General features: G+C 61.6%; 25 protein-coding genes and 1 tRNA gene. 7 read left to right on the forward strand and 19 right to left on the reverse strand.

All coding sequences use genetic code 11. From position 1 onward, the window contains the following. The first annotated feature begins 37 nt into the window (after positions 1-37). Positions 38-796 (forward strand): adenosylcobinamide-GDP ribazoletransferase, encoded by a 759-nt coding sequence (cobS, locus tag BUB78_RS03635; protein WP_073195126.1) that lies wholly within the window; start codon positions 38-40, stop codon positions 794-796. Between the two features lie 59 nt (positions 797-855). Here the strand turns inward: cobS and BUB78_RS03640 are convergent, their stop codons facing one another. The 5 genes from BUB78_RS03640 to BUB78_RS03660 form a co-directional block, all read right to left on the reverse strand. Then, complete coding sequence (locus BUB78_RS03640) at positions 856-1,368, reverse strand: CarD family transcriptional regulator (RefSeq protein ID WP_073195128.1); 513 nt, start codon at positions 1,366-1,368, stop codon at positions 856-858. A 319-nt stretch (positions 1,369-1,687) separates the two neighbouring features. Continuing rightward, the gene (gene fdxA / locus BUB78_RS03645) at positions 1,688-2,026 is read right to left on the reverse strand and encodes a ferredoxin FdxA (protein ID WP_073195131.1); all 339 of its coding nucleotides are present in this window, start codon (positions 2,024-2,026) and stop codon (positions 1,688-1,690) included. 52 nt (positions 2,027-2,078) lie between these two features. After that, positions 2,079-2,459: an RNA-binding S4 domain-containing protein gene (locus BUB78_RS03650; RefSeq protein WP_073195133.1), complete on the reverse strand. Its 381-nt coding sequence runs from the start codon at positions 2,457-2,459 to the stop codon at positions 2,079-2,081. Positions 2,460-2,461: 2 nt separating this feature from the next. Next, a complete protein-coding gene (locus BUB78_RS03655; protein ID WP_073195135.1) occupies positions 2,462-5,317 on the reverse strand; it encodes a helicase-related protein in 2,856 nt (951 codons plus the stop codon). Positions 5,318-5,340: 23 nt separating this feature from the next. Beyond that, on the reverse strand, positions 5,341-5,892 hold the full coding sequence (locus tag BUB78_RS03660; protein ID WP_245813344.1) for a tetratricopeptide repeat protein: 552 nt from the start codon (positions 5,890-5,892) through the stop codon (positions 5,341-5,343). Between the two features lie 83 nt (positions 5,893-5,975). Between BUB78_RS03660 and BUB78_RS03665 the strand changes: the two genes are divergently transcribed. Then, on the forward strand, positions 5,976-6,266 hold the full coding sequence (locus BUB78_RS03665; RefSeq protein WP_073195139.1) for an SCP2 sterol-binding domain-containing protein: 291 nt from the start codon (positions 5,976-5,978) through the stop codon (positions 6,264-6,266). Then, positions 6,266-7,261, forward strand: coding sequence for an alpha/beta fold hydrolase (locus BUB78_RS03670; RefSeq protein WP_073195141.1), 996 nt, complete (start codon positions 6,266-6,268; stop codon positions 7,259-7,261). Before BUB78_RS03665 ends, BUB78_RS03670 begins: the two co-directional genes overlap by 1 nt. Here BUB78_RS03670 and BUB78_RS03675 read toward each other — a convergent pair. Further along, complete coding sequence (locus tag BUB78_RS03675; RefSeq protein WP_073195143.1) at positions 7,209-8,039, reverse strand: fumarylacetoacetate hydrolase family protein; 831 nt, start codon at positions 8,037-8,039, stop codon at positions 7,209-7,211. The genes BUB78_RS03670 and BUB78_RS03675 overlap by 53 nt on opposite strands. 156 nt (positions 8,040-8,195) lie before the next feature. Between BUB78_RS03675 and BUB78_RS03680 the strand changes: the two genes are divergently transcribed. Continuing rightward, positions 8,196-10,016, forward strand: a complete 1,821-nt coding sequence (locus tag BUB78_RS03680) for a M3 family oligoendopeptidase (RefSeq protein WP_073195145.1) — start codon at positions 8,196-8,198, stop codon at positions 10,014-10,016. Here BUB78_RS03680 and BUB78_RS03685 read toward each other — a convergent pair. From BUB78_RS03685 to BUB78_RS03695, 3 genes are all read right to left on the reverse strand, one after another. Then, positions 10,013-11,128, reverse strand: a complete 1,116-nt coding sequence (locus BUB78_RS03685) for an alpha/beta hydrolase (RefSeq protein WP_245813345.1) — start codon at positions 11,126-11,128, stop codon at positions 10,013-10,015. The two genes, BUB78_RS03680 and BUB78_RS03685, sit on opposite strands and share 4 nt — an antisense overlap. Positions 11,129-11,187: 59 nt before the next feature. Continuing rightward, entirely contained in the window at positions 11,188-12,084 is an 897-nt protein-coding gene (rpoH, locus tag BUB78_RS03690; RefSeq protein WP_073195147.1) for an RNA polymerase sigma factor RpoH, read from the reverse strand. A 140-nt stretch (positions 12,085-12,224) separates the two neighbouring features. Further along, positions 12,225-13,265 (reverse strand): RluA family pseudouridine synthase, encoded by a 1,041-nt coding sequence (locus BUB78_RS03695; protein ID WP_073195150.1) that lies wholly within the window; start codon positions 13,263-13,265, stop codon positions 12,225-12,227. Between BUB78_RS03695 and BUB78_RS03700 the strand changes: the two genes are divergently transcribed. Continuing rightward, positions 13,264-13,569 (forward strand): DUF6476 family protein, encoded by a 306-nt coding sequence (locus BUB78_RS03700; RefSeq protein WP_073195152.1) that lies wholly within the window; start codon positions 13,264-13,266, stop codon positions 13,567-13,569. The genes BUB78_RS03695 and BUB78_RS03700 overlap by 2 nt on opposite strands. A gap of 14 nt (positions 13,570-13,583) precedes the next feature. Here the strand turns inward: BUB78_RS03700 and BUB78_RS03705 are convergent. Beyond that, positions 13,584-13,660, reverse strand: a tRNA-His gene (locus BUB78_RS03705). A gap of 221 nt (positions 13,661-13,881) precedes the next feature. On the opposite strand from BUB78_RS03705, the gene BUB78_RS03710 reads away from it, so the two are divergent. Then, the gene (locus tag BUB78_RS03710; RefSeq protein ID WP_073195153.1) at positions 13,882-14,070 is read left to right on the forward strand and encodes a DUF6324 family protein; all 189 of its coding nucleotides are present in this window, start codon (positions 13,882-13,884) and stop codon (positions 14,068-14,070) included. Here BUB78_RS03710 and BUB78_RS03715 read toward each other — a convergent pair. The 6 genes from BUB78_RS03715 to BUB78_RS03740 form a co-directional block, all read right to left on the reverse strand. Further along, positions 14,065-14,508 (reverse strand): MmcB family DNA repair protein, encoded by a 444-nt coding sequence (locus BUB78_RS03715; protein WP_073195155.1) that lies wholly within the window; start codon positions 14,506-14,508, stop codon positions 14,065-14,067. The genes BUB78_RS03710 and BUB78_RS03715 overlap by 6 nt on opposite strands. 290 nt (positions 14,509-14,798) lie before the next feature. Then, complete coding sequence (locus BUB78_RS03720) at positions 14,799-15,134, reverse strand: hypothetical protein (RefSeq protein WP_073195157.1); 336 nt, start codon at positions 15,132-15,134, stop codon at positions 14,799-14,801. 317 nt (positions 15,135-15,451) lie between these two features. Next, entirely contained in the window at positions 15,452-15,949 is a 498-nt protein-coding gene (gene nusB / locus BUB78_RS03725; protein ID WP_073195159.1) for a transcription antitermination factor NusB, read from the reverse strand. Continuing rightward, complete coding sequence (locus tag BUB78_RS03730) at positions 15,946-16,491, reverse strand: 6,7-dimethyl-8-ribityllumazine synthase (protein WP_073195160.1); 546 nt, start codon at positions 16,489-16,491, stop codon at positions 15,946-15,948. Before BUB78_RS03730 ends, nusB begins: the two co-directional genes overlap by 4 nt. An 11-nt stretch (positions 16,492-16,502) precedes the next feature. Next, a complete protein-coding gene (ribB, locus tag BUB78_RS03735; protein ID WP_073195162.1) occupies positions 16,503-17,651 on the reverse strand; it encodes a 3,4-dihydroxy-2-butanone-4-phosphate synthase in 1,149 nt (382 codons plus the stop codon). A 79-nt stretch (positions 17,652-17,730) separates the two neighbouring features. After that, positions 17,731-18,612, reverse strand: coding sequence for a LysR family transcriptional regulator (locus tag BUB78_RS03740; protein ID WP_073195164.1), 882 nt, complete (start codon positions 18,610-18,612; stop codon positions 17,731-17,733). A gap of 103 nt (positions 18,613-18,715) precedes the next feature. Here BUB78_RS03740 and BUB78_RS03745 point away from each other — a divergent pair, with 103 nt between their 5' ends. After that, positions 18,716-20,032, forward strand: coding sequence for a serine hydroxymethyltransferase (locus tag BUB78_RS03745; RefSeq protein WP_073195166.1), 1,317 nt, complete (start codon positions 18,716-18,718; stop codon positions 20,030-20,032). A 52-nt stretch (positions 20,033-20,084) separates the two neighbouring features. Here BUB78_RS03745 and BUB78_RS03750 read toward each other — a convergent pair whose 3' ends face one another. From BUB78_RS03750 to BUB78_RS03760, 3 genes are all read right to left on the reverse strand, one after another. Beyond that, entirely contained in the window at positions 20,085-20,423 is a 339-nt protein-coding gene (locus BUB78_RS03750) for a cupin domain-containing protein (RefSeq protein WP_073195169.1), read from the reverse strand. Positions 20,424-20,482: 59 nt separating this feature from the next. Further along, complete coding sequence (locus BUB78_RS03755; RefSeq protein ID WP_073195171.1) at positions 20,483-21,763, reverse strand: DUF3422 family protein; 1,281 nt, start codon at positions 21,761-21,763, stop codon at positions 20,483-20,485. Positions 21,764-21,988: 225 nt separating this feature from the next. Then, positions 21,989-23,422: an NAD(P)(+) transhydrogenase (Re/Si-specific) subunit beta gene (locus BUB78_RS03760; protein ID WP_073195174.1), complete on the reverse strand. Its 1,434-nt coding sequence runs from the start codon at positions 23,420-23,422 to the stop codon at positions 21,989-21,991. Positions 23,423-23,428: the final 6 nt, after the last annotated feature.

Consider the following 23,428-nt stretch of genomic DNA (forward strand, 5'->3'; position numbering starts at 1 on the left):
GGGTCAGCCGAGGCCCCAGCCGAAAAAGGGCACGCCCATGACGGAAAACGACAAGAGCCTGATCCGACCCGTGGATTTGCCGCTGGCGCTAAGCCTGCTCACTCGTTTGCCGGTGCGGGTAAGCGCCTATGAGCGCAGCGCAGAGGCGGCCTGGGCCTATCCTTTGGTCGGCGTCGTTCTTGGCACGCTGGCGGCGCTTGGCGGGCTTGCGGCCGGGTGGATCGGCCTGCCGCCCCCTTTGTCGGCCCTTGTCGCCCTCAGCCTCCTGATCGTGCTGAGCGGGGCGATGCACGAGGATGGGCTGGCCGATACCGCAGACGGGCTCTGGGGTGGATGGACCCGCGAAAAGCGCCTTGAGATCATGAAAGACAGCCATATCGGAAGCTATGGCGTTCTGGCGCTGATCCTGTCGGTTGGGGCGCGGTGGGGGGCGCTCTGGCTGTTGTTCGAGGCCGGTCCGGCCACGGCGGCGGTCGCTCTGATCGCGGCGGCGACCCTGTCGCGCGGGGTGATGCCTGCGCTTATGGCCGCCCTGCCGCATGCGCGCGACACCGGCCTGTCGCGGCGGGTGGGAGGCGTCGCGCCGATAAGCGCCGCAGTTGCGGGCATGCTTGCCGGGGCCATCGCAATCGTGATTCTTGGCGGTGCGGGCGTCACCGCGGTGCTCTGCGCCGGTGTTGCGGCGCTTGGCGTCGGCGCCATTGCACGGGCAAAAATCGGCGGGCAGACCGGCGATATCCTTGGTGCAAGCCAGCAGATCGCGGAAATCGCCGTGCTGTTCAGCCTTCTGGCCTGAGTCGAGAATGAAAAAGGCCGCGCCAAATGGCACGGCCCTTTCCAAACTGTTTCAGGCCTTTAGGCTGCGACGCGCGATATCAGCACATCACCCACCTGCTTGGCGGCCAGTACTTCGTCGCCACCGCTTACGGCGGCCACTTCGCGGGTCAGACGCTCGAGCGCGGCCTCGTAAAGCTGACGCTCGGAGTAGCTCTGTTCGCGCTGATCGTCGGCGCGGTGCAGGTCGCGGACAACCTCGGCAATCGCGATAAGATCGCCCGAGTTGATCTTTTGTTCATATTCCTGCGCCCGGCGCGACCACATCGCGCGCTTGACCTTGGCCTTGCCCTTGAGGGTGGTCATCGCCTTGGAGACCACATCGGGGCTGGACAGGCTGCGCATACCAATTTCGGTCGCCTTGTTGGTCGGCACCCGCAGGGTCATCTTGTCTTTTTCGAACGAGATCACGAACAGTTCCAGCGTGATGCCGGCGATTTCCTGTTCTTCGATCGAAACGATCTGGCCCACACCGTGAGCCGGGTAAACCACATAGTCGTCAGGACGGAATTCGGACTTTTTGGACTTCGTCATTCAGGTCTTCCTCGCAAGGGGCGCCCGTTCACAAACGCAAAAATACACGCCAAGGGCCGGAACGGTCCACGGTATATGTGCATCTGGCGCAGATAATTCCACCCCCAAGCCGTGGCACGGGCGCATGGAAACCGGGCAAATCTATTCATTTCTCACATATGTATATCACAAAAAACGGTCCCGCGAAAGGCCGCTCAATGCCAGATAGCGATAATGCCTTTAAAATCATGCTTATGCCCCCTTTTAAAGACGGGGGAAACACCCTGACGCTTCAGAAAACTAAACGAATCGGTTCGGGGTCAACTCCGCGTGACCGTGCCTAGCCGCCCTCGCCGGGCGCTTCGGAAAAGTATTTCTCAAGCTTGCCGGTCTCGCCATCGCGCTCTTCCGCCTCGGGCAGCGGATCTTTCTTGGTGATGATCACCGGCCACATCTCAGAGTACTTGCGATTGAATTCGACCCATTTTTCCATCTCCGGCTCGGTGTCCGGACGGATCGCATCGGCGGGGCATTCCGGCTCGCAGACGCCGCAATCGATGCATTCATCGGGGTGAATGACCAGCATGTTCTCGCCTTCGTAAAAACAATCTACCGGGCATACCTCGACGCAGTCGGTGTATTTACAGGCGATGCAGTTGTCGTTCACGATATAGGTCATGGCCGTCTCTCATGCTTGGCGGTTTGCGCTTCACCTAATCCAGAGGCGCGGATCATTCAAGCACTCCCGGCCCATTGAGATCGAGTTTGCGCCGGTCGCGCTTGGTCGGGCGACCTTTTCCCTCATATTTGGGCGCGGCTGGACTATTTTCCTCGGGCACTGGCGGTGCGAGGTCATCATAGAGCATTTGCGCCTCGGGGGCGGGGCCACGTCGGACACCGATGGCCAGCACCCGCACAACGCGCGCGGCACGCCCCTGAACAAAGGTCAGAACATCGTCGGGCGCAACCGCATGGGCGGGCTTGGACACGCGCGTGCCATTGACCCGCACATGCCCGGCCGCAGCCTCTTTGGCGGCCAGCGTGCGGGTTTTGAAAAACCGCGCATGCCAGAGCCATTTGTCGAGCCGGATCTTCGCCCCGTCCGCCGCCAAGGTCAGCCTTTGGTTTTAAGGCCCATAAGGGCGGCGGCGAAGGGGTTGTCGGGGTCGATGCGGTCTTTTTTCTCGGGCCGCGCGCTAAAGGTCTTGGCCCCCTGCTCTTGCGGGGCGCCACGGGGTTTGCCTTTGCCGGGCTTGCCACGCGGCTTGCCGGATTTGGCCGGTTTGTCACGTTGACCGGCCCCTGCGGGACGCTCGGTGCGGGCGCGATTGGCGCGCGGGGCCCAGGTAAAGGTATAGAACACCTCAATCTCGGGCGCGGCCACGTCGGGGGTCTCGCCGGGGGCGGTCTCGGCCTCGGCTGTTTCCGGGATATCGGCGGGCACTTCGACCTCGGGCACAGGATCGGCAGCAATCGGCGCGACACCTTCATCGGCGATCGCCTCGACGATATCGGCGGCGGTTTCGGGCGTTGCCTCTTCTGTCGCGGAAACCGCATCGGCGGGGGCCTCGGCAATGGCCTTGTCGACCGGCTTGACCTTTTCACGCTCGCCGCGCTCGGCCTTATAGCCTAGCCCCTGCATCAGGGCCGCGAACTGTTCCAGCGTCATGCCGGTGATCGAGAGCATGTCCGGCTTGGCCTCGAACCCGCCGCGGCTGTCTTCCGAGCGCAGCATATCGGCAAGCCGTTCCAGCATGTCGATGCGAATCGCCCGCTCACCGGCGGCGCGATAGCCCGACATCGTGTGATAGCCCTTGGCGGTGCTGTCATTCGACGGCACGGTCACAAGGCCCGGCGGCGGTGCCTCGGGGAATTCATCAAGCCCGTTGCTCAGCGACCAGAGCACCAGCCGCAGACGCGTCGGCGCAGGTTTGAGCAGGATCGGCATGAACACGGTGAACTGGCCAAAGCGGATACCGTGCTTGCGCAGCGCGCCACGAGCGTCCTGATCAAGCGCCTTGACCTCGTCGGCGATCTCGCCGCGCGGCAGGATGCCAAAGCCCTCGACAAGACGAAAGCCAAAGCCGCGTGCAAGGCCGCTCAGGCTTTCATCGCGCTGGATGTTCAACAGCGGCTCGAACAGGGTGGCGATCTTGCGATCAATGAAGTGTTGCAGGCGGCGTTCCACCTTTTGTACAACGTCCGCACCGGCCTCTTCGTCGACAAAGGCCACGACCTGCGGCTTGAGAGCATCGGCGCCGACAACCAGTTTGCCAACCGCTTCTTTCCCCCAGAGCAGGCCGCCCTGTTCGGTGAAATCAATCTCGGTGTCGGGCGCGTTGTAAAAGCGGTCCGCCTTGAGATGGAAATGCGGGGCAAGGGCCGAAAGGCTCGCCTGCTGAAGCGTGCGCGCCTCGTTCCCGACAGCCGCTTTATCCTGGATAAAGCGGAACCCCTCAAGCCGACCGACGAATTCGCCTTCGACCGTTACGTCACCATTCTCGTTCACTTCGGCCACCATGGCTTCCTTCTGCTTGAGCCGGCGCAAAAGCACGGATGTGCGCCGGTCCACAAATCTTTGGGTCAGACGCTCGTGCAGCGCATCCGACAGACGGTCTTCTACAGCGCGCGTCGCCCCGCGCCAATGGCTTTCGTCATCAACCCAGCCTTTTCGCTGCGCAACATAGGTCCAGGTGCGGATATAGGCGAGCCGTTTCGACAATGTGTCAATATCGCCGTCGGTCCGGTCGATGCGCTTGACCTGGCGCGCAAGCCAGTCGTCGGGCACCCGGCCAAGGTTGTGCAGATCGCGAAAGATCGTGTTCAACAGGTTGGTATGTTCGCCGTGGCTGATGCTGCGGAAGTCGGGGATGCGGCAGACATCCCACAACAGCCGCACGGCGGGACCGCCGATGGCGCGCTCGGCGATCTCGGGCTGGGCGGCGAGGGTCTTGAGCGCGCCAAGGTCGTCGGCCTCGCGGGCGCGCGCCAGCAATTCGTGATCCGGGCGCGCCTCTAGCGAGGCGATAAGCCCCGAGGTGGCGCCGAATTGCAGGTTCGCGTTGCGCCATTCCAGCTTGCGGATCGGGGCAAAGCGGTGATCCATGATCGCCTCTGCCACCTCCGGGTCAAGATCGCGGGCCTCGCCGGTCACGCCAAAGGTGCCATGGCTCATGCCGCGCCCGGCGCGCCCGGCAATCTGGCCAAGCTCGTTGGGGGCCAGCATGCGCATCCGCTGACCGTCAAACTTGGAAAGCGAGGAAAACGCCACATGGTTGATATCAAGGTTCAACCCCATACCGATGGCGTCGGTCGCCACCAGGTAATCGACATCACCGTTTTGATAAAGCTCGACCTGCGCATTGCGGGTGCGCGGGCTAAGCGCCCCCATCACCACCGCCGCCCCGCCCTTCTGGCGGCGCAGCAATTCGGCGATGGCATAGACGTTCTCCACCGAAAACCCGACAATCGCGCTTCGGGCGGGCATTTTGCTGATCTTCTTGGGGCCACCGTAGGATAGCTGCGACATCCGCTCGCGGGTCAGAAATTCAACCCCCGGCACAAGCGCGGCGATGGTCGGGCGCATGGTGTGGCTGCCAAGAAACTGGGTTTCGCGCAGGCCCCGCATCCGCAACAGGCGGTCGGTAAAGACGTGGCCCCGCTCGGGATCGGCGCAAAGCTGGATTTCGTCGACCGCCAGGAAATCGGCGCCCATGCCCTCTGGCATCGCCTCGACGGTACAGACCCAGTATTTGGCGCGTGGTGGCACGATCCGCTCTTCGCCGGTGACAAGCGCCACCACCGAAGGGCCGCGCAGGGCGACGATCTTGTCATAGACCTCGCGCGCCAAAAGACGCAGCGGCAGGCCGATCACACCCGTGCGATAGCCCAGCATCCGTTCAATCGCATAATGCGTCTTGCCGGTATTTGTCGGGCCCAGAACCGCGAGGGTTCTTGACTGCTCGGCCATGTGCCGTCTCTCCCGTTACCTGATCAGAGCTCTGCGCCGCCAAGCTGGTTTTTGATATCTTCCATCACGCTGGTTACGTCCTCGTGGTGGGGATGTATAGCAAGAACACGGCCAAACGCCTCTTGCGCAAGATCGGGCTGGTTCATTTCGTTCAGCAGCACGCCAAGGCCATAGAGCACGTTGTAATGGCGCGGCTCAAGCGCGAGGGCATGTTCGATATCAGACAGCGCCAGCCCATAGCGATCCGCCTTGAAAAACGCGACCGAACGCAGATGCCAGGCCTCGGCAAACCCCGGCGCGTGATCAATCAGCGCGCTCAGGTGTTCGATCGCCATCGCGGTATCGCCCGCCTCGATCGCGTCGCGCCCACGGCGCAGCAGAAGATCCATCGCGGGCGAGCCGGATTTCTCGAACTCAAGCTCGATTTCACCGGCGATTCGGCGGGCTTCTTTTTCATCGGCCTGCACGAGCGCTTCGAACAAGCCGTCAAGCCGCGCATTCGGTGCCGCCAGGGCAGGTAGGGAAAACGTGACTATCGCCAGAAGTGCCGCGACGATACGGTTGAGGTTGGTCATAACTGTGCCCATAACGATATTGAGTTTAGCGCAGAATGCCGGGAAACAAACCCCCGACAACCGAAATGTGAAAGGAACCGCAGATGAGCGAAGTGATTACCGCAGCCGTGGCCGCATTGAATGGCAAAATGGGCGACGAGGGCTTTGACGGCACGGCGAAATTCGTGATCGAAGGCGAAGGCGCCATCCTGATCGACGCCAACGGCGCGCGGGCAGACGATTCCGAGGCCGACGTAACCCTCACCGCCGATCAGGAGACCTTCGAGTCGATCCTGTCGGGCGATCTTGACCCGACCGCCGCCTTCATGACCGGCAAGCTGGCCGTTGACGGCGACATGGGCATGGCGATGAAGCTTGGCAGCGTGCTGTCCTGATGAAAGAGGCGCCGCTCTATTCCGAGATTGCAAAAGGCCCGGATGAGGGCGCCGCGTGGTGGATGACATCCGCCGACGGGGTGCGCGTGCGTGTCGGTCTCTGGAATAGGACGGCGCCGAACGGCACGGTGTTCCTGTTTCCCGGACGCACCGAATATGTCGAGAAATACGGCGACGCCGCCGCGCATTTTGCCGGATGCGGCTATGCCACGCTGGTGATCGACTGGCGCGGCCAGGGTCTTGCGGATCGTTTACAGGACGACGTGATGTCGGGCCATGTGCATCACTTCACCGATTATCAGATGGATGTGGCGGCGATGGTCGAGGCGGCGCATCGGCTTGATCTGCCGCGCCCCTGGCACCTTTTGGGCCACTCTATGGGCGGCTGTATCGGGTTGCGCGCGGCGATGCAGGGGCTGGAGGTGCAAAGCGCTGCCTTTTCCGGGCCGATGTGGGGAATCGCCCTTTCGGATGCGCTGCGCCCGGTCGCCTGGTCGCTGTCCTGGAGCAGCAGACAATTGGGCATGAGCCACTTTTATGCCCCCGGCACCGCGCGTGAAAGCTATGTTCTGACCGAGTCGTTCGAGACCAACAAGCTGACCAATGATCGCGAGATGTATCAATACATGATCAATCAGGCCAACGCCCACCCCGAGCTTGGGATTGGCGGGCCAAGCCTGCGGTGGCTGCACGAGGCGCTTAGCGAAACCCGCGCACTGGCGCGCCGCCCCTCGCCCGACCTGCCCTGTCTGACGCTGCTTGGCAGCGACGAACAGATCGTCGATGTGGCGCGGGTGCATGAGCGCATGGCGCATTGGCCGGGTGGCCATCTTGAGATTGTGCCAAACGGCCGCCACGAGACCCTGATGGACAGCCCCGAAATGCGGGTCCGCCTGTTCAAGCAGCTCTGCAAGTTCTACCTCGGCTCGGGTGATGGCAATGCTAGCGGTCCTGCGCCACAGGCGAGCGTTGCTCGCCAAGCCCGGAAATCCTGAGCACCATTTCATCACCCGCCGAAAGATAGCGCGGCGGTTTATGCCCCATGCCAACGCCCGGCGGCGTGCCCGTGGCGATGACATCGCCCGGCTCAAGCGTCATCAGCTCGCTGAGATAGGCCACGATCTGGGCCACGGTAAAGATCATCAGACGGGTGTTGCCGGTCTGCATCCGCTCGCCGTTCACATCCACAGACAGATCAAGGTTTTGCGGATCGCCCACCTCGTCCGGGGTCACAAGCCAGGGACCCATCGGCGCGAAGGTGTCGCAACTTTTGCCCTTGGTCCATTGACCCGAGCGCTCAAGCTGAAAACCGCGCTCGGAGACATCATTGACGATGGTATAGCCCGCCACGTGATCAAGGGCGGTCTCTTCACTCACGTATTTGGCGCGTTTTCCGATCACGATGCCAAGCTCGACCTCCCAATCGCCGCGCTTTGATCCGCGCGGCAGAACCACGGTGTCATGCGCCCCGACGATCGACGAGGTCGCCTTGAGAAAGACAACCGGGTCCTTGGGCGGATCGACGCCAAGTTCGGCCGCATGATCGATGTAATTCAACCCGATGCAGATCAGCTTGCCGACATTGCCCACCGGCGGGCCAAGGCGCGGATTGCCTTGCACAAGCGGAAGGCTCTCGGGGTTGACCGCTGGCAGATCGCCAAGCACCGCGCCCGCCAGATCAGGCAGCACGCCCGACAAGTCGCGCAGATTGCCCGCGCCATCCACCACGGCGGGCTTTTCCTGTCCCGGCGCACCGCATCTTGCAAATTTCATTCTTCCACATCCCCTTTTGCGTTTGGCCCACCCTAGCCAGCCGCCCGCAAATGGCAAGACACCGGCCCCAAGACACCGGCCCCCGAGATACCGGCCCCTTGTGGCGCGCGGCGGTGCGGCCTATGTCTTGGGTCAACAATCAGCAAGAGGTGCCTCATGTTCAATCTGCCTTTCCCCGTCCGCGATGCAAATGCCGGTTCCGGCAACAAGGATCTGGGAAAGTTGCCGGAATGGGACCTGAGCGATCTTTACAGCGGCGAGGATGCGCCCGAACTCAAGCGTGATCTTGACTGGCTCAAGACCGCCTGCGCCGAATTTGCCCGCGATTACGAGGGCAAACTGGCCGATCTCGACGCCGCCGCCCTTTTGGAATGTCTGCACCGCGACGAAAAGATCAGCAATATTGCCGGGCGGATCATGTCCTTTGCCGGGCTGCGGTATTACCAGCTTACGATTGATGGCGGGCGGGCGAAATTCATGTCCGATTGCCAGGAAAAGGTGACCAATTACAGCACGCCGCTGGTGTTTTTCTCGCTCGAACTGAACCGGCTCGCCGAAGAGCCGCTTGCGGCGATGTACGCCGAAAACGCCGATCTTGCCCGCTATAAGCCGGTGCTTGACCGGATTCGCGCGATGAAGCCTTATCAGCTTTCTGACGAACTTGAGAAGTTTCTGCATGATCTGGGGGTTGTGGGCGACGCCTGGGAACGCCTGTTCGACGAAACCATTGCGGGGCTCAGCTTTAACGTCGATGGCGAAGACCTTAACATCGAGGGCACGCTGAACCTCTTGACCGAACAGGACCGCAGCAAGCGCGAGACGGCCAGCCGCGAGTTGGCGCGCGTCTTTGGCGAGAACATCCGCACGTTTTCGCGGGTCCACAATACCGCCGCCAAGGAAAAAGAGGTCATCGACCGCTGGCGCGGCATGCCAACGGCGCAAACCGGGCGGCACCTCAGCAATGACGTCGAACCCGAAGTGGTCGAGGCGCTGCGCAATGCGGTGGTCGAGGCATACCCGAAGCTCAGCCACCGCTATTACGAGCTCAAGCGCAAATGGCTTGGGCTTGAGCGGATGCAGACCTGGGACCGCAACGCGCCGCTGCCGATGGAAAGCCCTAGAATCGTCGATTGGGACAGCGCCCGCAAAACCGTGATGGAGGCTTATGGCGCCTTTGATCCGCGCATGGCCGACCTCGCAGAGCCGTTCTTCGAGCGGGGCTGGATCGACGCGGGCGTGAAACCCGGCAAGGCGCCGGGGGCGTTCGCCCACCCCACAGTGACCAATGTGCACCCCTACGTGATGCTCAATTACCTCGGAAAACCGCGCGATGTGATGACGCTTGCGCATGAGCTTGGGCATGGCGTGCATCAGGTTCTGGCCGCCGATCAGGGCGAATTGCTGGCCAGCACGCCGCTGACGCTGGCCGAGACCGCATCGGTGTTCGGTGAAATGCTGACCTTCCGCAAGATGCTTGACGGGGCCAAGACCGATCAGGAGCGCAAGGTGCTTCTGGCCGGCAAGGTCGAGGATATGATCAACACCGTCGTGCGCCAGATCGCGTTTTACGACTTTGAATGCAAGCTTCATGCCGCGCGTCGCGAGGGCGAATTGACGCCTGACGATATCAACGCGCTCTGGATGTCGGTGCAGGCCGAAAGCCTTGGACCGGCGTTTGATTTCGCGGAAGGATACGAAACCTTCTGGGCCTATATCCCGCATTTCGTGCATTCGCCGTTCTACGTCTATGCCTATGCCTTTGGCGACGGGTTGGTGAACGCGCTTTACGCGGTTTACGAGGAAAACCCGGACGGCTTTCAGGAAAAGTATTTCGACATGCTCAAGGCGGGCGGATCAAAGCACCACAAGGAATTGCTTGCGCCCTTCGGCCTTGACGCCAGCGACCCGGCGTTCTGGGACAAGGGATTGTCGATGATCTCTGGCTTTATCGACCAGCTTGAGGCGATGGAAGACTAAGGCTGTACCGCCCGCGCAGTCGGCAGCTTTAGCGCCATATCCCGCAGGAACCCGGTGCCTTCGCGCCCGGCCTGCGAGATGATGCCGTTGAGCACGCGGATCGCAGCGGGCGAGGTGACGGGCACGAAATGGTTCAGGCTGTTGCCATCCGCCAATTCGGTGAAATCAATCACCGTCACATCGGGGCGGGTGACCTTTTCGGCCTCGTCGATCACCCCAAGCCGGGGTTTGCGACCGGTGATGAAGCCCGAAAGGCTAAGCGCGCGATCCTGTTTCGAGATGAAGATCAGGAAGGGTTGCGGCAGCGTGCCGATCACCTCGGCCTGACGGTCAAACAGATCCGGGTCGATATCCGGCGACATCAGGGTCACGCCGCTGACGCGCGACAAAAGCCGGGTGTTGCCGCTAAGCCGGGCCTGACGCAGGGCCTCCATCGTGAGATGCGAGCCCATCGAGTGGCCAAGCAGAAACACCTTGTCACCGGGCCGCGCCGTCAGCCGGTCAAGCAGCGTGACAAGATCGTCGCGCGCAAACAGCACGCTGTCGCGGTCATAGATATAGCCCCGCGGATCGCCCGCCGAGGGCCACGAAAACAGCACTGCGGGCATGCCGGTCGCAAAATCGGTCTGGATCTGGGCGAGCCGGTACATCGATTCCGAGAGGGTGTTGTTATAGCCGTGGATGAAGACCAGCGTTTCGCGCCCCGGTTTGGTGCGGCGGATATCGCCAAGCATCTGCCCCGGCCCGTCGAACACCTGTGTTCCGGTCACCGCGAAATTGCTGGCCGTATCGGGGCGGCCCTCGGGCCATTCAATCACCCCGATTTGATGGCTCGGGGGCACAGAGATATCGGTGCGGAAATACTTCATGCCGCTTGGGCGCTTGAGGCCGAAAATCGGCCCGGTCTGATCCAGCTCGCGTTCGGTCGCCACATAGATCGGTTGAATTTGCGCGTCAGGATGCGGCGCGGCGCGCGCGGCTGTCATCCGCTCGGAACAGGCCGAAAGCGTCAAGTGCAGCGCGCAGAGGCAAAGCGTGGCGCGGATCAGACGGTTGCCCGCCGCCGCATCCCAACGCCCCCTGCGCGTCGCCAAACCCATCGCATGCCCCATGATCCACAGCCCCTCGCCTTGCGGCAGAACCTACTTGGAATCACGGCGCACACCAAGCCTTATGCAGAGGCGAGCATGCCTTTTTCCTTGGCAAGGTCACGCATCCGCTTTTGCAGCTTTTCAAAGGCGCGCACTTCGATCTGGCGAATCCGCTCGCGGCTGACGTCATAAGAGCCGCTCAGATCCTCCAGCGTGACCGCCTTCTCGCTCAGGCGGCGTTGGGTCAGGATATCACGCTCGCGCTCATTGAGCACATCCATCGCCTCGCTCAGCAGCTCCCGACGCGCGCCAAGTTCGTCGGCACGCTCGTAATCGCCGGCCTGATCGGCATGTTCATCCTCAAGCCAGTCCTGCCATTGCATGGTGCCTTCGCCCTCAGACCCGACGGTGGCGTTAAGCGACGCATCCGCGCCGGCCATCCGCTGGTTCATGCTGATGACCTCGGCCTCGGTCACGCCAAGGTCGGTCGCGATTTTCTTGACCACATCGGGGCGCATGTCGCCGTCTTCAAACGCGCCGATTTTGGCCTTGGCCTTGCGCAGATTGAAGAACAACTTTTTCTGCGCACTCGTCGTACCGAGTTTCACCAATGACCAGCTGCGCAGGATATATTCCTGGATGCTGGCGCGAATCCACCACATGGCATAGGTCGCAAGGCGAAAGCCGCGCTCGGGGTCAAAGCGTTTGACCGCCTGCATCAGGCCGACGTTCGCCTCGGAAATCACCTCGGCCTGCGGCAGACCATAGCCGCGATAGCCCATGGCGATCTTGGCCGCGAGGCGCAGGTGGCTGGTGACCATCTTATGCGCCGCCTCGGTGTCTTGTTCCTCGACCCAACGCTTGGCCAGCATGTATTCTTCTTCCGGTTCCAGAAGTGGGAACTTGCGGATTTCCTGCATATAGCGGTTCAGCCCGCCTTCTGGTGTCGGAGCCGGCAGATTTTTATAATTGCCCATGGCTTCATCCCTCTTTATGTTTATACCGTTAACATTGACCTAGGAAGTCACGCCACCCCTTTCAAGGTATGTCGTATTGTTTAACGGTAATTTTACATCTTTCCGTCGCGGGAAAATTGATTTTGCTCAGTTCCCTGGGATCAGGCGGCGGGGTTCTCGCCTCTCAGCGCCTCGATCAAGGCGGTCATATCGGCGGGCAAAGGGGCCTCAAAGCGCATGTTTTCGCCCGTTACCGGATGCTCGAACCCCAAAATCGCAGCATGAAGCGCCTGACGCGGGAAATCGCGCGCCGCCTCGATCCCGGCCAGCGACAGCGCCTTTTCCGACAACTTGCGCCGCCCGCCATAGACCGGATCGCCAATAAGCCCGTGACCGGCGTAGGTCAGATGCACCCTTATCTGATGGGTGCGCCCGGTTTCAAGCCAGCATTCCACCATGCTGACGGTGGCCGGTGTGCCAAAGGTTTCGACCACGCGGGCGCGGGTCACCGCATGGCGCCCGCCCTGAAACAGCACCGCCTGACGCTGACGGTCGGTCTTGTGGCGCGCCAGCTGGGTTATGATTCGAATCACATTGCCCGACTCGAAGCTGACGCCGCGCACACCGCGCAGGCGCGGATCGCTGGCCTCGGGGGCGCCATGCACGATGGCCCGGTAATAGCGCTCGACGGTATGGGCCTCGAATTGCGCCGCAAGCCCGTGATGCGCCGCATCGGATTTGGCCACCACCAAAAGGCCACTGGTATCCTTGTCGATCCGGTGCACGATGCCCGGCCGCTTGGCGCCGCCCACCCCCGACAGAGTGTCACCGCAATGATGCAGCAATGCATTCACCAGCGTGCCCTCGGGCGTGCCGGGGGCCGGATGCACCACCATGCCGACGGGTTTGTTGATCACGATAAGGTCGTCATCCTCATAGACCACCTCAAGCGGGATATCCTGTGCGCCGATATGGCTTTCGCGGGCCTCGGGCACGGTGATTTCAACCACGTCGCCCTCGGCGACACGGGCCTTGGCGTCTTGAACCACGACGCCGTTCAACGTCACGAGGCCCTCGGCGATCAGCCGCATAACCCGGGTGCGCGACAGGTTCGCCGCCTCTGGCACATCGCGCGAAAGCGCCTTATCAAGGCGCGCAGGCGGATCACTTTCGATCTCAAAGCTAAGCGGGGCCTGGCCCATGGATGATACCCCTCAGCCGGTCAACCCGGCGATGCTGAAATTTCTGACGCGGCTGGTCACGACACTGACCGCCACGATGATTGTTGGCCTTCTAGTGATCATTACACTGTTTGTCATCCGCTTCTGGGGCAATGACGCACCAAGCCTGCCAGAGGCGGTCACCCTGCCCGACGGGGCGCGCGCCACGGCCTTTACCCAAGGCACCGGATGGTATGCAATAGTCACCACCGATGACCGCATTCTGATTTATGACCGCACCACCGGACACCTGCGCCAAAGTGTGACGATCGAGACGGGCAATTAAATCAGTGGGTGGGATGGTACCGCCTCCCCGGCTTGAACGGGGGACCTCTGGATCCACAATCCAGCGCTCTAACCAACTGAGCTAAGGCGGCACTGGGGGGCGAATTAGCTTTTCCCACGCCCGATTGCAAGCCTCTTAGAGCGTGATTTTTAAGCTTTGTTCAACAATGGCCGGTCAAGAGGGGCGCAGCGGCCTTGCACCAGACAGGCGCAGGCCGGGAAAAGCTCTGGGCGCGCCGCTTGGCAAACCGCGAAGGCGCTTGCCAAGCAAGAGGGAAAAGAGTAGCTCATCGCCTGTTTCAAGGAGGCAGCCATGGGCATCAACAGCGAAAGCGATATCGAAGCAAACCTGCAAATCGGGCCAACCGATCAAGGCATGGTGCGTCTTTACGTTGAAGGTCAAGGCGTTGAAATCCCGATGGATTTCACCCCGGAAGAGGCCGAGGAAATCGCCTCGGAACTGATGTCATCGGCCAAGGCGGCGCGTGCCAAATCCTCATAACCGAGGATCAAGCACCGACTGCAGACGCCGCGCCGCGTGGCGGGCAAACCTGCGCGTTAGCGCCGCCCGCCGCGCCGCCGCAAGGCGGGTTTCAGGCCCCATTCGAATGATCTCGGCGCTATAGGAATCGGCCATGATCAACCCGGTGCCATCGGGCAGCAACCCGATCGGGAAATCCGAGTCGACCGCCCAGAAATACCGGTCGCACCATTGCAGATAGCCCTGCCACTTGCCATCCGACATGAAATCGGCGCGGCTTGACTTGCATTCGACCACCCAGATTTCACCCTTGGGGCCAAGCGCCATCACATCCACACGACGCCCCCGTTCCGGGGTGAATTCAACAATGGAATCAAAGTCGTGACTGCGCAGGTGGCGGCATACGCCACGCGCCAAAAGTTGCCCCGGCAGCAGGGTTTGATCGCTGATTTTCTCCATATATGAATTATGAACAAACCACGAACACAATCAACCCCTTGTCGTGGGGCTCTGCAAGCCCTAACTATGGTTTGTGGCGGGTGCTGCCCTTCTCGTGAACGGTTGCATTCCGGTGGCCTTAAATAATTCCGAGGGAGCTGGCTCTGTCCGGACCGTGGTCCGATTATCCGGTGCCCACCTGTACACACAGGTCCTCGGGAATGAGATAACCAAACGGCTGCGTGCGGGCCCGTCACACCTTTTCCGCCGGACGTCTATTCTGGATTTAATGCGTTTACAGGATCAACGCCTTAGCGCTTGCGCCAGGCGTTTTTTTCTCGCCCCTGATCCACAGGGATCGGGATCACCGCATACTCACGCTGCATCAGGTGCTGGCGGTGACCGCCGCGTGGCTCGTCATCGTCGTCATCCTTCATGCGCATAACGGCAATGCCAAACTGGACGCCTGCAAAGACGATACCATTGGCAAACCAAAGGATGGCGACGGCGAGCAGGCCCTTGTCGGAATGGCTGACCAGATGCCAAAGATTTGCGGTATTGAACCACAAGAGCATCGCCACAAATACACCGGCAAGGCCAAATCCAATGGCAACCTGCGTAATGTAGAGACGAACGAGCTTGGGCATAAGGGCGAATCCTTCGACGATGTGTCACAATTATAACCGATTTTTCCCATCTTCCCAAGGAAATGGCTAATTATGCGTAAACACGCGCGCTTTTTCGCCGCCAGTGGTCTACAGGCTCGACTTAAACCAGACCAGCTGAGCTGCTGAAAAGGACAGGAGCCTCCGGCGGGGATATTTAAAGCCAGAAGAAACACACCCTGCCAGCTTTAACTTCTTCTTGGCCAAAATACTCCGGGGAGTTTGAGGGGCAGCGCCCTTCATTCCCTCACTGAGAGTGGGCGCGCCCTAGCGCGCTCCGTTTGGAAAAGCCGCGCATGTCAAAAGCCGTCGGGCTTGGCCTCATGGGCCATGTGATCAAGCACGGCGTTGACGAATTTCGCCTCCTTGCCATCGGGATAAAACGCCTTGGCGACATCGACGTATTCCATGATAACCACGCGCGGCGGCGTGTCGGATTGGGTCATTTCGGCGCCCGCGGCGCGAAACAGCGCGCGCAGGGTCGGGTCAATCCGCGCAATCGGCCATTTCGCGACAAGTGCGCGGTCGGTCATCTGGTCGATCCGCGCCTGCCAGTTGACCGAATCCTCAAGCAGCTTGCGAAACAGATCGACATCGCCCTCGGCCATGTCCACGCCGTCATCCACTTCGGCGCCAAACCGGTGTTCAAGGAATTCCGCACAGACCGCATCGACGGTCTGGCTCGAATGCTCCATCTGAAACAGGGCCTGGACCGCATAAAGCCGCGCCGCTGAGCGCATTTTGCGTTTCTGGTTGCCAGAGACCGGGCCGTTATTCTCGGGGTCGGGGGTCGTCATGCTTTGGGGGTATCCTTCGGCTCGCCGGCCAGCTTGTATTCCTGGGTCGAGGGAACAAACCCCACGCCCTTGCGCGAAGCGCCCCACTTACGGCTGAGCGCGATAAGATGCAAGGCCGCAGCCGCCGCCCCTGCCCCTTTGTTCATCGCGTTTGGATCGGCACGTACCTCCGCCTGGGCGCGATTTTCCACGGTCAGGATGCCATTGCCGATGCACAGCCCCTGAAGCCCCAGCAAGGTGATCCCGCGAGAACTGTCGTTGCAGACGGTTTCGTAATGCGTCGTCTCACCCCGAATCACACAGCCAAGCGCCACGTAGCCGTCAAAGTTCGACATCCGCTCGGCGATGCCAATGGCGGTGGGCAATTCAAGCGCGCCGGGCACTTCGACCAGATCCCAGGTGCCGCCGGAGGCTTCGATTTCCGCCTGTGCACCGGCGATCAGGTTATCAGCGATATCGCGGTAAAATGGGGCCACCACGATGAGCAGTTTGACCGGCTTGTCAAACTCGGCGCGCGGCAGGGAATATTCTTTTTCGGCCATTTTGGATCAACCTATGTGATGGGGCGGGTGCCGGTGATGGAAATGCCATAGGCATCAAGGCCCAGATACCGGGTCTGGGGGCTGTCGGTCAAAAGGATCAGCTCATGCACTCCCATGGTCGACATGATCTGCGCGCCAAGCCCGGTCTGCTTGATCGTGCGGGGGGTGTCGTCATCCTCCATCTCGCCCGAAAGCTTCGGGCGGGGCTGGCGGAACAGGAACACGGCACCACGCCCCTCCGCCGCGATGATCTCCATCGCGCGGGGCAGCTTGCCTGTCGGCCCGCCGCTCTTTGAGGCCACAAGGCCAATGCCAAGCACATCCTCAAGTGCATTCAGAGCATGGGTGCGCGCCAGCACCGGCTTGCCGTCGGTGATGTCGCCCTTGCTCAGCACGACATGCTCGGTGCCGGTGATCTGGTCGGCAAAAATCCGCATCTCCCAGGTGCCGCCATGGCTCGATTCAACCGTTTCGCGGCGCACTTCGGTGATCAGGTTGTCATGCTTGTGGCGATAGGCGATCAGATCCGAGATCGTGCCGATCTTCATGTTGTGCCGGGCCGCAAAGGTGATCAGATCGGGCAGCCGCGCCATGCTGCCGTCTTCCTTCATGATCTCACAGATCACGCCGGACGGGTTAAGCCCGGCCAGACGCGAAATATCCACCGCCGCCTCGGTATGACCTGCGCGGATCAACACGCCTCCAGCGCGCGCGCGCAAGGGAAAGATATGACCGGGCGTCGACAACGCCGCCATGGTGTTTTGCTCGTTGATCGCCACGGCCACGGTCAGCGCGCGGTCGGCGGCCGAAATCCCGGTGCTCACGCCCTCGCGCGCCTCGATCGACACGGTAAACGGGGTCTCATGGCGCGACGAATTATTGACCGCCATCATCGGCAGGCCAAGCCGGTCAACCCGCTCCGCCGTCATCGGCAGACAGATCAAACCGCGCCCGTGCATGGCCATGAAATTGATCGCCTCGGGCGTGGCAAATTCGGCGGCAATCACAAGATCGCCTTCGTTCTCGCGGTCCTCGTGATCGACAAGGATGAACATCCGCCCGGCGCGGGCCTCGGCGATGATCTCTTCTGTCGAGGCAATCGCGCTCTTGAGAGTGGCCTCTACAGGACCGGGTTTTTCAAATGGCACAGTCTCGGACATCAGGTGCCCCCTTTTCGCTTGCATAGCCCGGTCCGGATAGCGCAGCCGGGCGGCATTGGCCAGAGGCGAATGGCGCAGATCACGCCTCTTGCAGCAACGTCAGAACCTGCGCAAGGTGATCCGCCGCCCCCTCAAAGCCCGCCCGATCAAGCACCAGAGCCTTGCCGGTTTCGACCCTCGCGGCAAACGGCGCGACAAGATCACCACGGGCAAGCGCGGCCTCTACCAGCGATTGATGCCCCATCAGAACACCCGCGCCGTTGCGCGCCTCTTCCATGGCAATGCTATAGAGTGAAAAGCGCGGGCCCTTGTCCGGCAGGGTCTGACCGGGCAGCGCAGTCTTGCCCCAGATCGCCCAATCCTCGGGCCAGAGCGCGTCATGCAAGAGTGTCTCGTGCATAAGGTCGGCGGGGGACTTGAGCCGCGCGGCGATCAAAGGCGTGCAGACCGGAAAGATCACATCGCGGGCCACCACAGTTTCGCGCGCGCCCCCGGTGGGGCGGCGAATGAACAGGCTCAAGTCAAACAATTCGCGCGCAAGATTGGGCGGGGCCTCAACCGCCGAGACCGAAATGCTTAGCTCTGGCAGGGCAGCGCGCACCTTTGGCAGGCGCGGCGAAAGCCAAAGCTGCGCCACACTCGGCAGGGCCGCAATATGCAGCGTCTTGTGGCGCGCAGCCGCGCGCATGCCATGCACCGCCGCGCCCATTGCATCGAAGGCCTTGGCAAATCCGGGCGCAACCTCGGCACCAAAGGCACTCAGGCGCACGCCCTGCGAGCGGCGCTCGAAGAGATCGGCCCCGATCCACTCCTCAAGCGCCTTGATATGCTGCGACACCGCCCCCGGCGTCACGCAAAGCTCGTCAGCGGCATTGGCAAAGCCGCCAAGCCGTGCGGCCGCCTCAAAGGCGCGCAGGGCGTTGAGCGGCGGCCCCTTGGGGCGCGGCGGGGATACGGACATTTATCTAGCCTTAGTTTCTCTAAGCTAAATTTTACATAATCTGGTTTGCACAGGCAAGCCGTCGCGCGCCAGACTGGGCAAAACCAGTCAGGGAGATTTCAAAATGACACTGGCCCGCCGCGCTTGGGTACCTGCCCACTGCGAAGACCTTGTTCAAACCCTTGCCGCGCGCACGGATGCCGAGGACGGCGCCCATATCGCCGCCCGCATCGAGGCGCTTGCCGCCGACAATCGACGCATCCACGAGGCCGAGTGTTTCAACCTCAACCCCGCCACCAACGTGATGAACCCACGCGCCGAGGCGCTTTTGGCCAGCGGCATCGGCTCGCGACCCTCGCTTGGTTATCCGGGGGACAAATACGAAATGGGCCTTGAGGCGATCGAGGAAATCGAGGTGATTGCCGCCAGCCTTGCCGCCGAAGTGTTCGAGGCCAAATTTGCCGAAATCCGCGTGCCCTCGGGGGCGATTGCCAATCTTTACGGCTTTATGACCACCTGCAAACCCGGCGATACGATCATCGCGCCCCCGGCCAGCGTCGGCGGGCATGTGACCCATCACAGTACGGGCTGTGCCGGGCTTTACGGCTTGCGGATCATCGAGGCGCCGGTCGATGCGGATGGCTATACCGTCGATCTTGTTGGGCTGGCAGACTTGGCGCGCAAGGAGCGCCCCAAACTGATCACGCTTGGCGCCAGCCTCAACCTCTTCGAGCATCCGGTGCGCGAGGTGCGCGCGATTGCCGATGAGGTCGGCGCAAAGCTGTTGTTTGACGCGGCCCATCAATGCGGGATCATCGCCGGCAAGGCCTGGCGCAACCCGCTCGCCGAGGGCGCGCATATGATGACGATGAGCACCTATAAAAGCCTTGGCGGCCCGGCGGGCGGCTTGATCGTCAGCAATGACGCCACCCTTGCCGAGCGCCTTGATGCAATTGCCTTTCCGGGGATGACGGCCAATTTCGACGCGGCCAAATCGGCGGCTTTGGCGGTGACATTGCTCGACTGGCGCACCCATGGCGTGGCCTACGCCGCGCAAATGGTGGCCGTGGCGCAAGCGCTTGCCGCCGCTCTGGAGGCCGAGGGGCTGCCGGCGTTCAAGGGCGCGCAGGGGGCGACGAATTCGCATCAGTTCGCGATTGCTGCCGCCGGGTTTGGTGGTGGTCAGGCGGCATCGAAAACCCTGCGCAAGGCCGGGTTTCTGGCCTGTGGCATTGGCCTTCCGATTGATCCGGTGGCGGGGGATATGAACGGCTTGCGCATTGGCACGCCGGAATTGGCGCGGTGGGGAGTGACCCCGGAGCATGCCCCGCGCATGGCAGGGCTTATCGCACAGGCGCTGCGCAGCAATGACCCGAGCGCGCTTTTGCCAGAGGTTTCGGCCTGGCGGCAGGAATTCGACGCGCTGCATTACATCACCTGAGCCGCTCTTCGCGCTCTTGCGTGCGCGCCTCGCGAGGCGCCGCGCGAAAGGGCTATGGCCTTTTGATCGGATAGCGATCCGGCTCTGAGAAGACGTCGATCACGCGCGTGCCCGCCTTGATCATCGCCCCATGCACCACGTCGGTGGGAATGGAATAGCTGTCACCGGGGCCGTAAATCCTTGTCTCACCCCCGATGGTGAACTCTATCTCGCCTTCCACCACGGTGCCCCACTGCGCCCCGTGGCTATGGGGTGGCAACTCCATATCCTGAAGGAAGGTGAAAAAGACGCATAGGCCATCGTCGGATCGGATGGCGCGGCTTTGAACGACATCTTCGGAAAAGGGCAGGTCGAGTGATGGAAAGCCCATGATGAAATCGGGAAACGACATTGGCATTACCTCGCGCTTGAAAGCCCGAGCTTACATCGCCCGCCCTCAGGGGCAAATGATCAATGAAGCTTTTTGCGAATACGCTGTACCATCCACCAGACAAGCGCGACCACCGGCAGGGTGACTGCGGCGGTGATCATCCCCTTGCTCAGCCCCAGCACCCCGGTCAGCGGATAAAGCAGATAACCCGCCAGCGACACCGCGTAATAGCTGATCGCGACGACCGACAGCCCCTCGACCGTTCGTTGCAGGCGCAATTGCAGATCGGCGCGCTTGTCCATGCTCTCCAGCAAAGCCTGGTTCTGCGCGCTGCGTTCCACATCCACCCGCGTGCGCAGCAATTCACCCGCGCGCATCGCCCGGTCCGCCATGGCATCCAGCCGCTCCTTGGTGGCGCGCACCGTGCGCATCGCGGGCTCATAGCGGCGCATCATGAACTCGGCGAATGTCTGGCGCCCCTCGAAGCGTTCCTCGCGCAACACGCTGATGCGCTGATTGACGATCTGCTCATAGGCGGCCGTCGCGCCAAACCGGAAAGAGGATTGCGCCACCAGCGATTCAAGCTCGGCCGAGACATGCAACAGGCCCTGCAGCGTTTCCTCGGCTGGCTGCGTGCCACCGGTCATATCACCGATCAGACGGCTCAGCTGGCTGTCGGTCTCGCCCATCTGGCGGCCCATTTCGCGCACCCGTGCAAAGCCGAGCATCGACATCGACTTATAGGTCTCGATCTCGCACAAACGCTGCACGATCCGCCCGATCCGGCGCGCGCCGGTGTTCGGAGCAACGCTGACCGAAAACCGCAGATGCCCCGCCGTATCAATCCGGAAATCCCCCGCCATCACCGCCGCATCATCCAGAACCCGCGCGACCGCCACGCTTTCAGAGACAAACCACTGATCGGTCTCTTCGCGGGTCTGCTCCTTGTTCTTCCAAGGCGTCACCCGGATCAAGGCCGAGGTCACCCGCATCCCCGGCGACGCGGCAAGCCACTCGGCGGGAAAGACCTCGAAATCGGCCGGATCGAACGGGCGCGTGCTGACCCCTTCGGTAAACACCGTGTAGGTCACAAATTCGGTATGGCTTTCCCATTTCAGGACATGCCGCCCGATCTTGCCCGAATAATGCGTCGCGCCGGGCTGTGGATGGCCCGCGCCATAGCGATCAAGCAAGGCGACAAGATGCGCGAGATCCGCCCCGCGATCCCGCTTGGCCGCATCATGCGGCTGCTTGATCGCCAGATAGGCCGCCGTACAGGGCGCGCTCAGCGATGGAAACGGACGCGCGTGCAACTCATTGGCCAGCTCATACCGCAGCGGATGGTCTTCTATCGGGGGCATGGGCCGCTCTCCTTAACTCATCGGCTTCATAGCCGTTTCCCCGCCCCCACAAAAGCGTTTTTCCATAAATTCCAATGATTTAGCGGCACACAATCGTATACTGCACAGGGTTAGGGATTCTTCTTGGCAAAAATACTCAAAATCCGCCGGTCACGCCATGCCTATCGCATGCAAAAGGGGCGCCCGGTTAAGAGCGCCCCTTCAAAAGGCCGTCCAATGTCGTGATCAGTCAATCTTGGACAACAGGCTGCTCACGCTGTCCTTGGCATCGCCATAGAACATGCGGGTGTTTTCCTTGTAGAACAGCGGGTTCTCGATACCCGAATAGCCGGTTCCCTGTCCGCGCTTGGACACGAACACCTGTTTCGCCTTCCAGCACTCCAGAACCGGCATGCCGGCGATCGGGCTGTTGGGGTCTTCCTGGGCCGCCGGGTTGACGATGTCGTTCGAGCCGATGACGATGGCCACATCGGTATCGGGGAAATCGTCGTTGATCTCGTCCATTTCCATCACGATATCATAGGGCACCCGCGCCTCGGCCAGAAGCACGTTCATATGCCCCGGCAGACGCCCCGCCACCGGATGGATGGCAAAGCGCACGTTCTTGCCCTTGGCGCGCAGCTTGCTGGTCAGCTCGCTCACCGCCTGTTGGGCCTGCGCCACGGCCATGCCATAGCCGGGGATGATGATGATGCTGTCGGCCTCATTCAGAGCCGCGGCAACACCATCGGCATCAATCGCGATCTGTTCGCCTTCGACCGCCATCTGCTCGCCTGCGGGGCCACCAAAGCCGCCGAGGATCACCGAGATGAATGAACGGTTCATCGCCTTGCACATGATGTACGACAGGATCGCACCGGACGAGCCAACAAGCGCGCCGACCACGATCAAGAGGTCATTGCCAAGGCTGAAACCGATCGCCGCCGCCGCCCAGCCGGAATAGCTGTTGAGCATCGACACAACCACCGGCATGTCGGCGCCGCCGATGCCCATGATCAGGTGGTAGCCGATGAACAGCGCCGCCAGCGTCATCAGGGCCAGCGGCAAAAAGCCACCGGTGTTGAAATACCAGATCAGGCAGGCGACCGAAATCGCCGCCGCACTGGCGTTGAGCATGTGACCACCCGGCAGCTTTTTCGCCGCCGTGTCGACCTTGCCCGCAAGCTTGCCATAAGCGATGATCGAGCCGGTAAATGTCACGGCACCGATGAAGATGCCAAGAAACACTTCGACCCGCAGGATCGACTGCTCGACCGGGGATTTATGGGCCAGGAGCGCGGCGAACCCTTCCAGGCCCTCGCGCGCGTCATGGCTCATGGCCAGAACGTTGTTAAGCTCGATATGCGCGTTGAAGCCCACGAAGACGGCGGCAAGGCCGACAAGGCTGTGCATTGCCGCCACAAGCTGTGGCATCTCGGTCATCTGCACGCGTTGCGCCACGAAATACCCGATGGTCCCGCCCGCCGCGATCAGCACCGCAGACAAGACCCAAAGACCCGAGCCGGGGCCAACAAGCGTTGCCGCCACGGCCAGAGCCATGCCTGCAATGCCATACCAGACCGCGCGTTTTGCGCTTTCCTGACCCGACAGACCGCCAAGGCTCAGGATGAAAAGGATAGCCGCGACCACATATGCGGCCGTTGTAAAACCGTAATCCATTAGACC

The organism is Roseovarius marisflavi (assembly GCF_900142625.1).
Taxonomy (GTDB): Bacteria; Pseudomonadota; Alphaproteobacteria; order Rhodobacterales; family Rhodobacteraceae; genus Roseovarius; species Roseovarius marisflavi.

What these genes read in the sequence shown, in the direction of transcription:
- BUB78_RS03700 (WP_073195152.1), top strand. Translation starts at nt 13,264, where the DNA reads ATGGATGATACCCCTCAGCCGGTCAACCCGGCGATGCTGAAATTTCTG.
- rpoH (WP_073195147.1), bottom strand. Translation starts at nt 12,084, where the DNA reads ATGGGCAATTATAAAAATCTGCCGGCTCCGACACCAGAAGGCGGGCTG.
- BUB78_RS03720 (WP_073195157.1), bottom strand. Translation starts at nt 15,134, where the DNA reads ATGCCCAAGCTCGTTCGTCTCTACATTACGCAGGTTGCCATTGGATTT.
- BUB78_RS03670 (WP_073195141.1), top strand. Translation starts at nt 6,266, where the DNA reads ATGAAAGAGGCGCCGCTCTATTCCGAGATTGCAAAAGGCCCGGATGAG.
- BUB78_RS03730 (WP_073195160.1), bottom strand. Translation starts at nt 16,491, where the DNA reads ATGGCCGAAAAAGAATATTCCCTGCCGCGCGCCGAGTTTGACAAGCCG.
- BUB78_RS03655 (WP_073195135.1), bottom strand. Translation starts at nt 5,317, where the DNA reads ATGGCCGAGCAGTCAAGAACCCTCGCGGTTCTGGGCCCGACAAATACC.
- BUB78_RS03715 (WP_073195155.1), bottom strand. Translation starts at nt 14,508, where the DNA reads ATGGAGAAAATCAGCGATCAAACCCTGCTGCCGGGGCAACTTTTGGCG.
- BUB78_RS03760 (WP_073195174.1), bottom strand. Translation starts at nt 23,422, where the DNA reads ATGGATTACGGTTTTACAACGGCCGCATATGTGGTCGCGGCTATCCTT.
- BUB78_RS03745 (WP_073195166.1), top strand. Translation starts at nt 18,716, where the DNA reads ATGACACTGGCCCGCCGCGCTTGGGTACCTGCCCACTGCGAAGACCTT.
- BUB78_RS03710 (WP_073195153.1), top strand. Translation starts at nt 13,882, where the DNA reads ATGGGCATCAACAGCGAAAGCGATATCGAAGCAAACCTGCAAATCGGG.
- ribB (WP_073195162.1), bottom strand. Translation starts at nt 17,651, where the DNA reads ATGTCCGAGACTGTGCCATTTGAAAAACCCGGTCCTGTAGAGGCCACT.
- BUB78_RS03750 (WP_073195169.1), bottom strand. Translation starts at nt 20,423, where the DNA reads ATGTCGTTTCCCGATTTCATCATGGGCTTTCCATCACTCGACCTGCCC.
- BUB78_RS03740 (WP_073195164.1), bottom strand. Translation starts at nt 18,612, where the DNA reads ATGTCCGTATCCCCGCCGCGCCCCAAGGGGCCGCCGCTCAACGCCCTG.
- BUB78_RS03695 (WP_073195150.1), bottom strand. Translation starts at nt 13,265, where the DNA reads ATGGGCCAGGCCCCGCTTAGCTTTGAGATCGAAAGTGATCCGCCTGCG.
- cobS (WP_073195126.1), top strand. Translation starts at nt 38, where the DNA reads ATGACGGAAAACGACAAGAGCCTGATCCGACCCGTGGATTTGCCGCTG.
- nusB (WP_073195159.1), bottom strand. Translation starts at nt 15,949, where the DNA reads ATGACGACCCCCGACCCCGAGAATAACGGCCCGGTCTCTGGCAACCAG.
- BUB78_RS03660 (WP_245813344.1), bottom strand. Translation starts at nt 5,892, where the DNA reads ATGACCAACCTCAACCGTATCGTCGCGGCACTTCTGGCGATAGTCACG.
- BUB78_RS03680 (WP_073195145.1), top strand. Translation starts at nt 8,196, where the DNA reads ATGTTCAATCTGCCTTTCCCCGTCCGCGATGCAAATGCCGGTTCCGGC.
- BUB78_RS03665 (WP_073195139.1), top strand. Translation starts at nt 5,976, where the DNA reads ATGAGCGAAGTGATTACCGCAGCCGTGGCCGCATTGAATGGCAAAATG.
- BUB78_RS03685 (WP_245813345.1), bottom strand. Translation starts at nt 11,128, where the DNA reads ATGGGGCATGCGATGGGTTTGGCGACGCGCAGGGGGCGTTGGGATGCG.
- fdxA (WP_073195131.1), bottom strand. Translation starts at nt 2,026, where the DNA reads ATGACCTATATCGTGAACGACAACTGCATCGCCTGTAAATACACCGAC.
- BUB78_RS03675 (WP_073195143.1), bottom strand. Translation starts at nt 8,039, where the DNA reads ATGAAATTTGCAAGATGCGGTGCGCCGGGACAGGAAAAGCCCGCCGTG.
- BUB78_RS03755 (WP_073195171.1), bottom strand. Translation starts at nt 21,763, where the DNA reads ATGCCCCCGATAGAAGACCATCCGCTGCGGTATGAGCTGGCCAATGAG.
- BUB78_RS03640 (WP_073195128.1), bottom strand. Translation starts at nt 1,368, where the DNA reads ATGACGAAGTCCAAAAAGTCCGAATTCCGTCCTGACGACTATGTGGTT.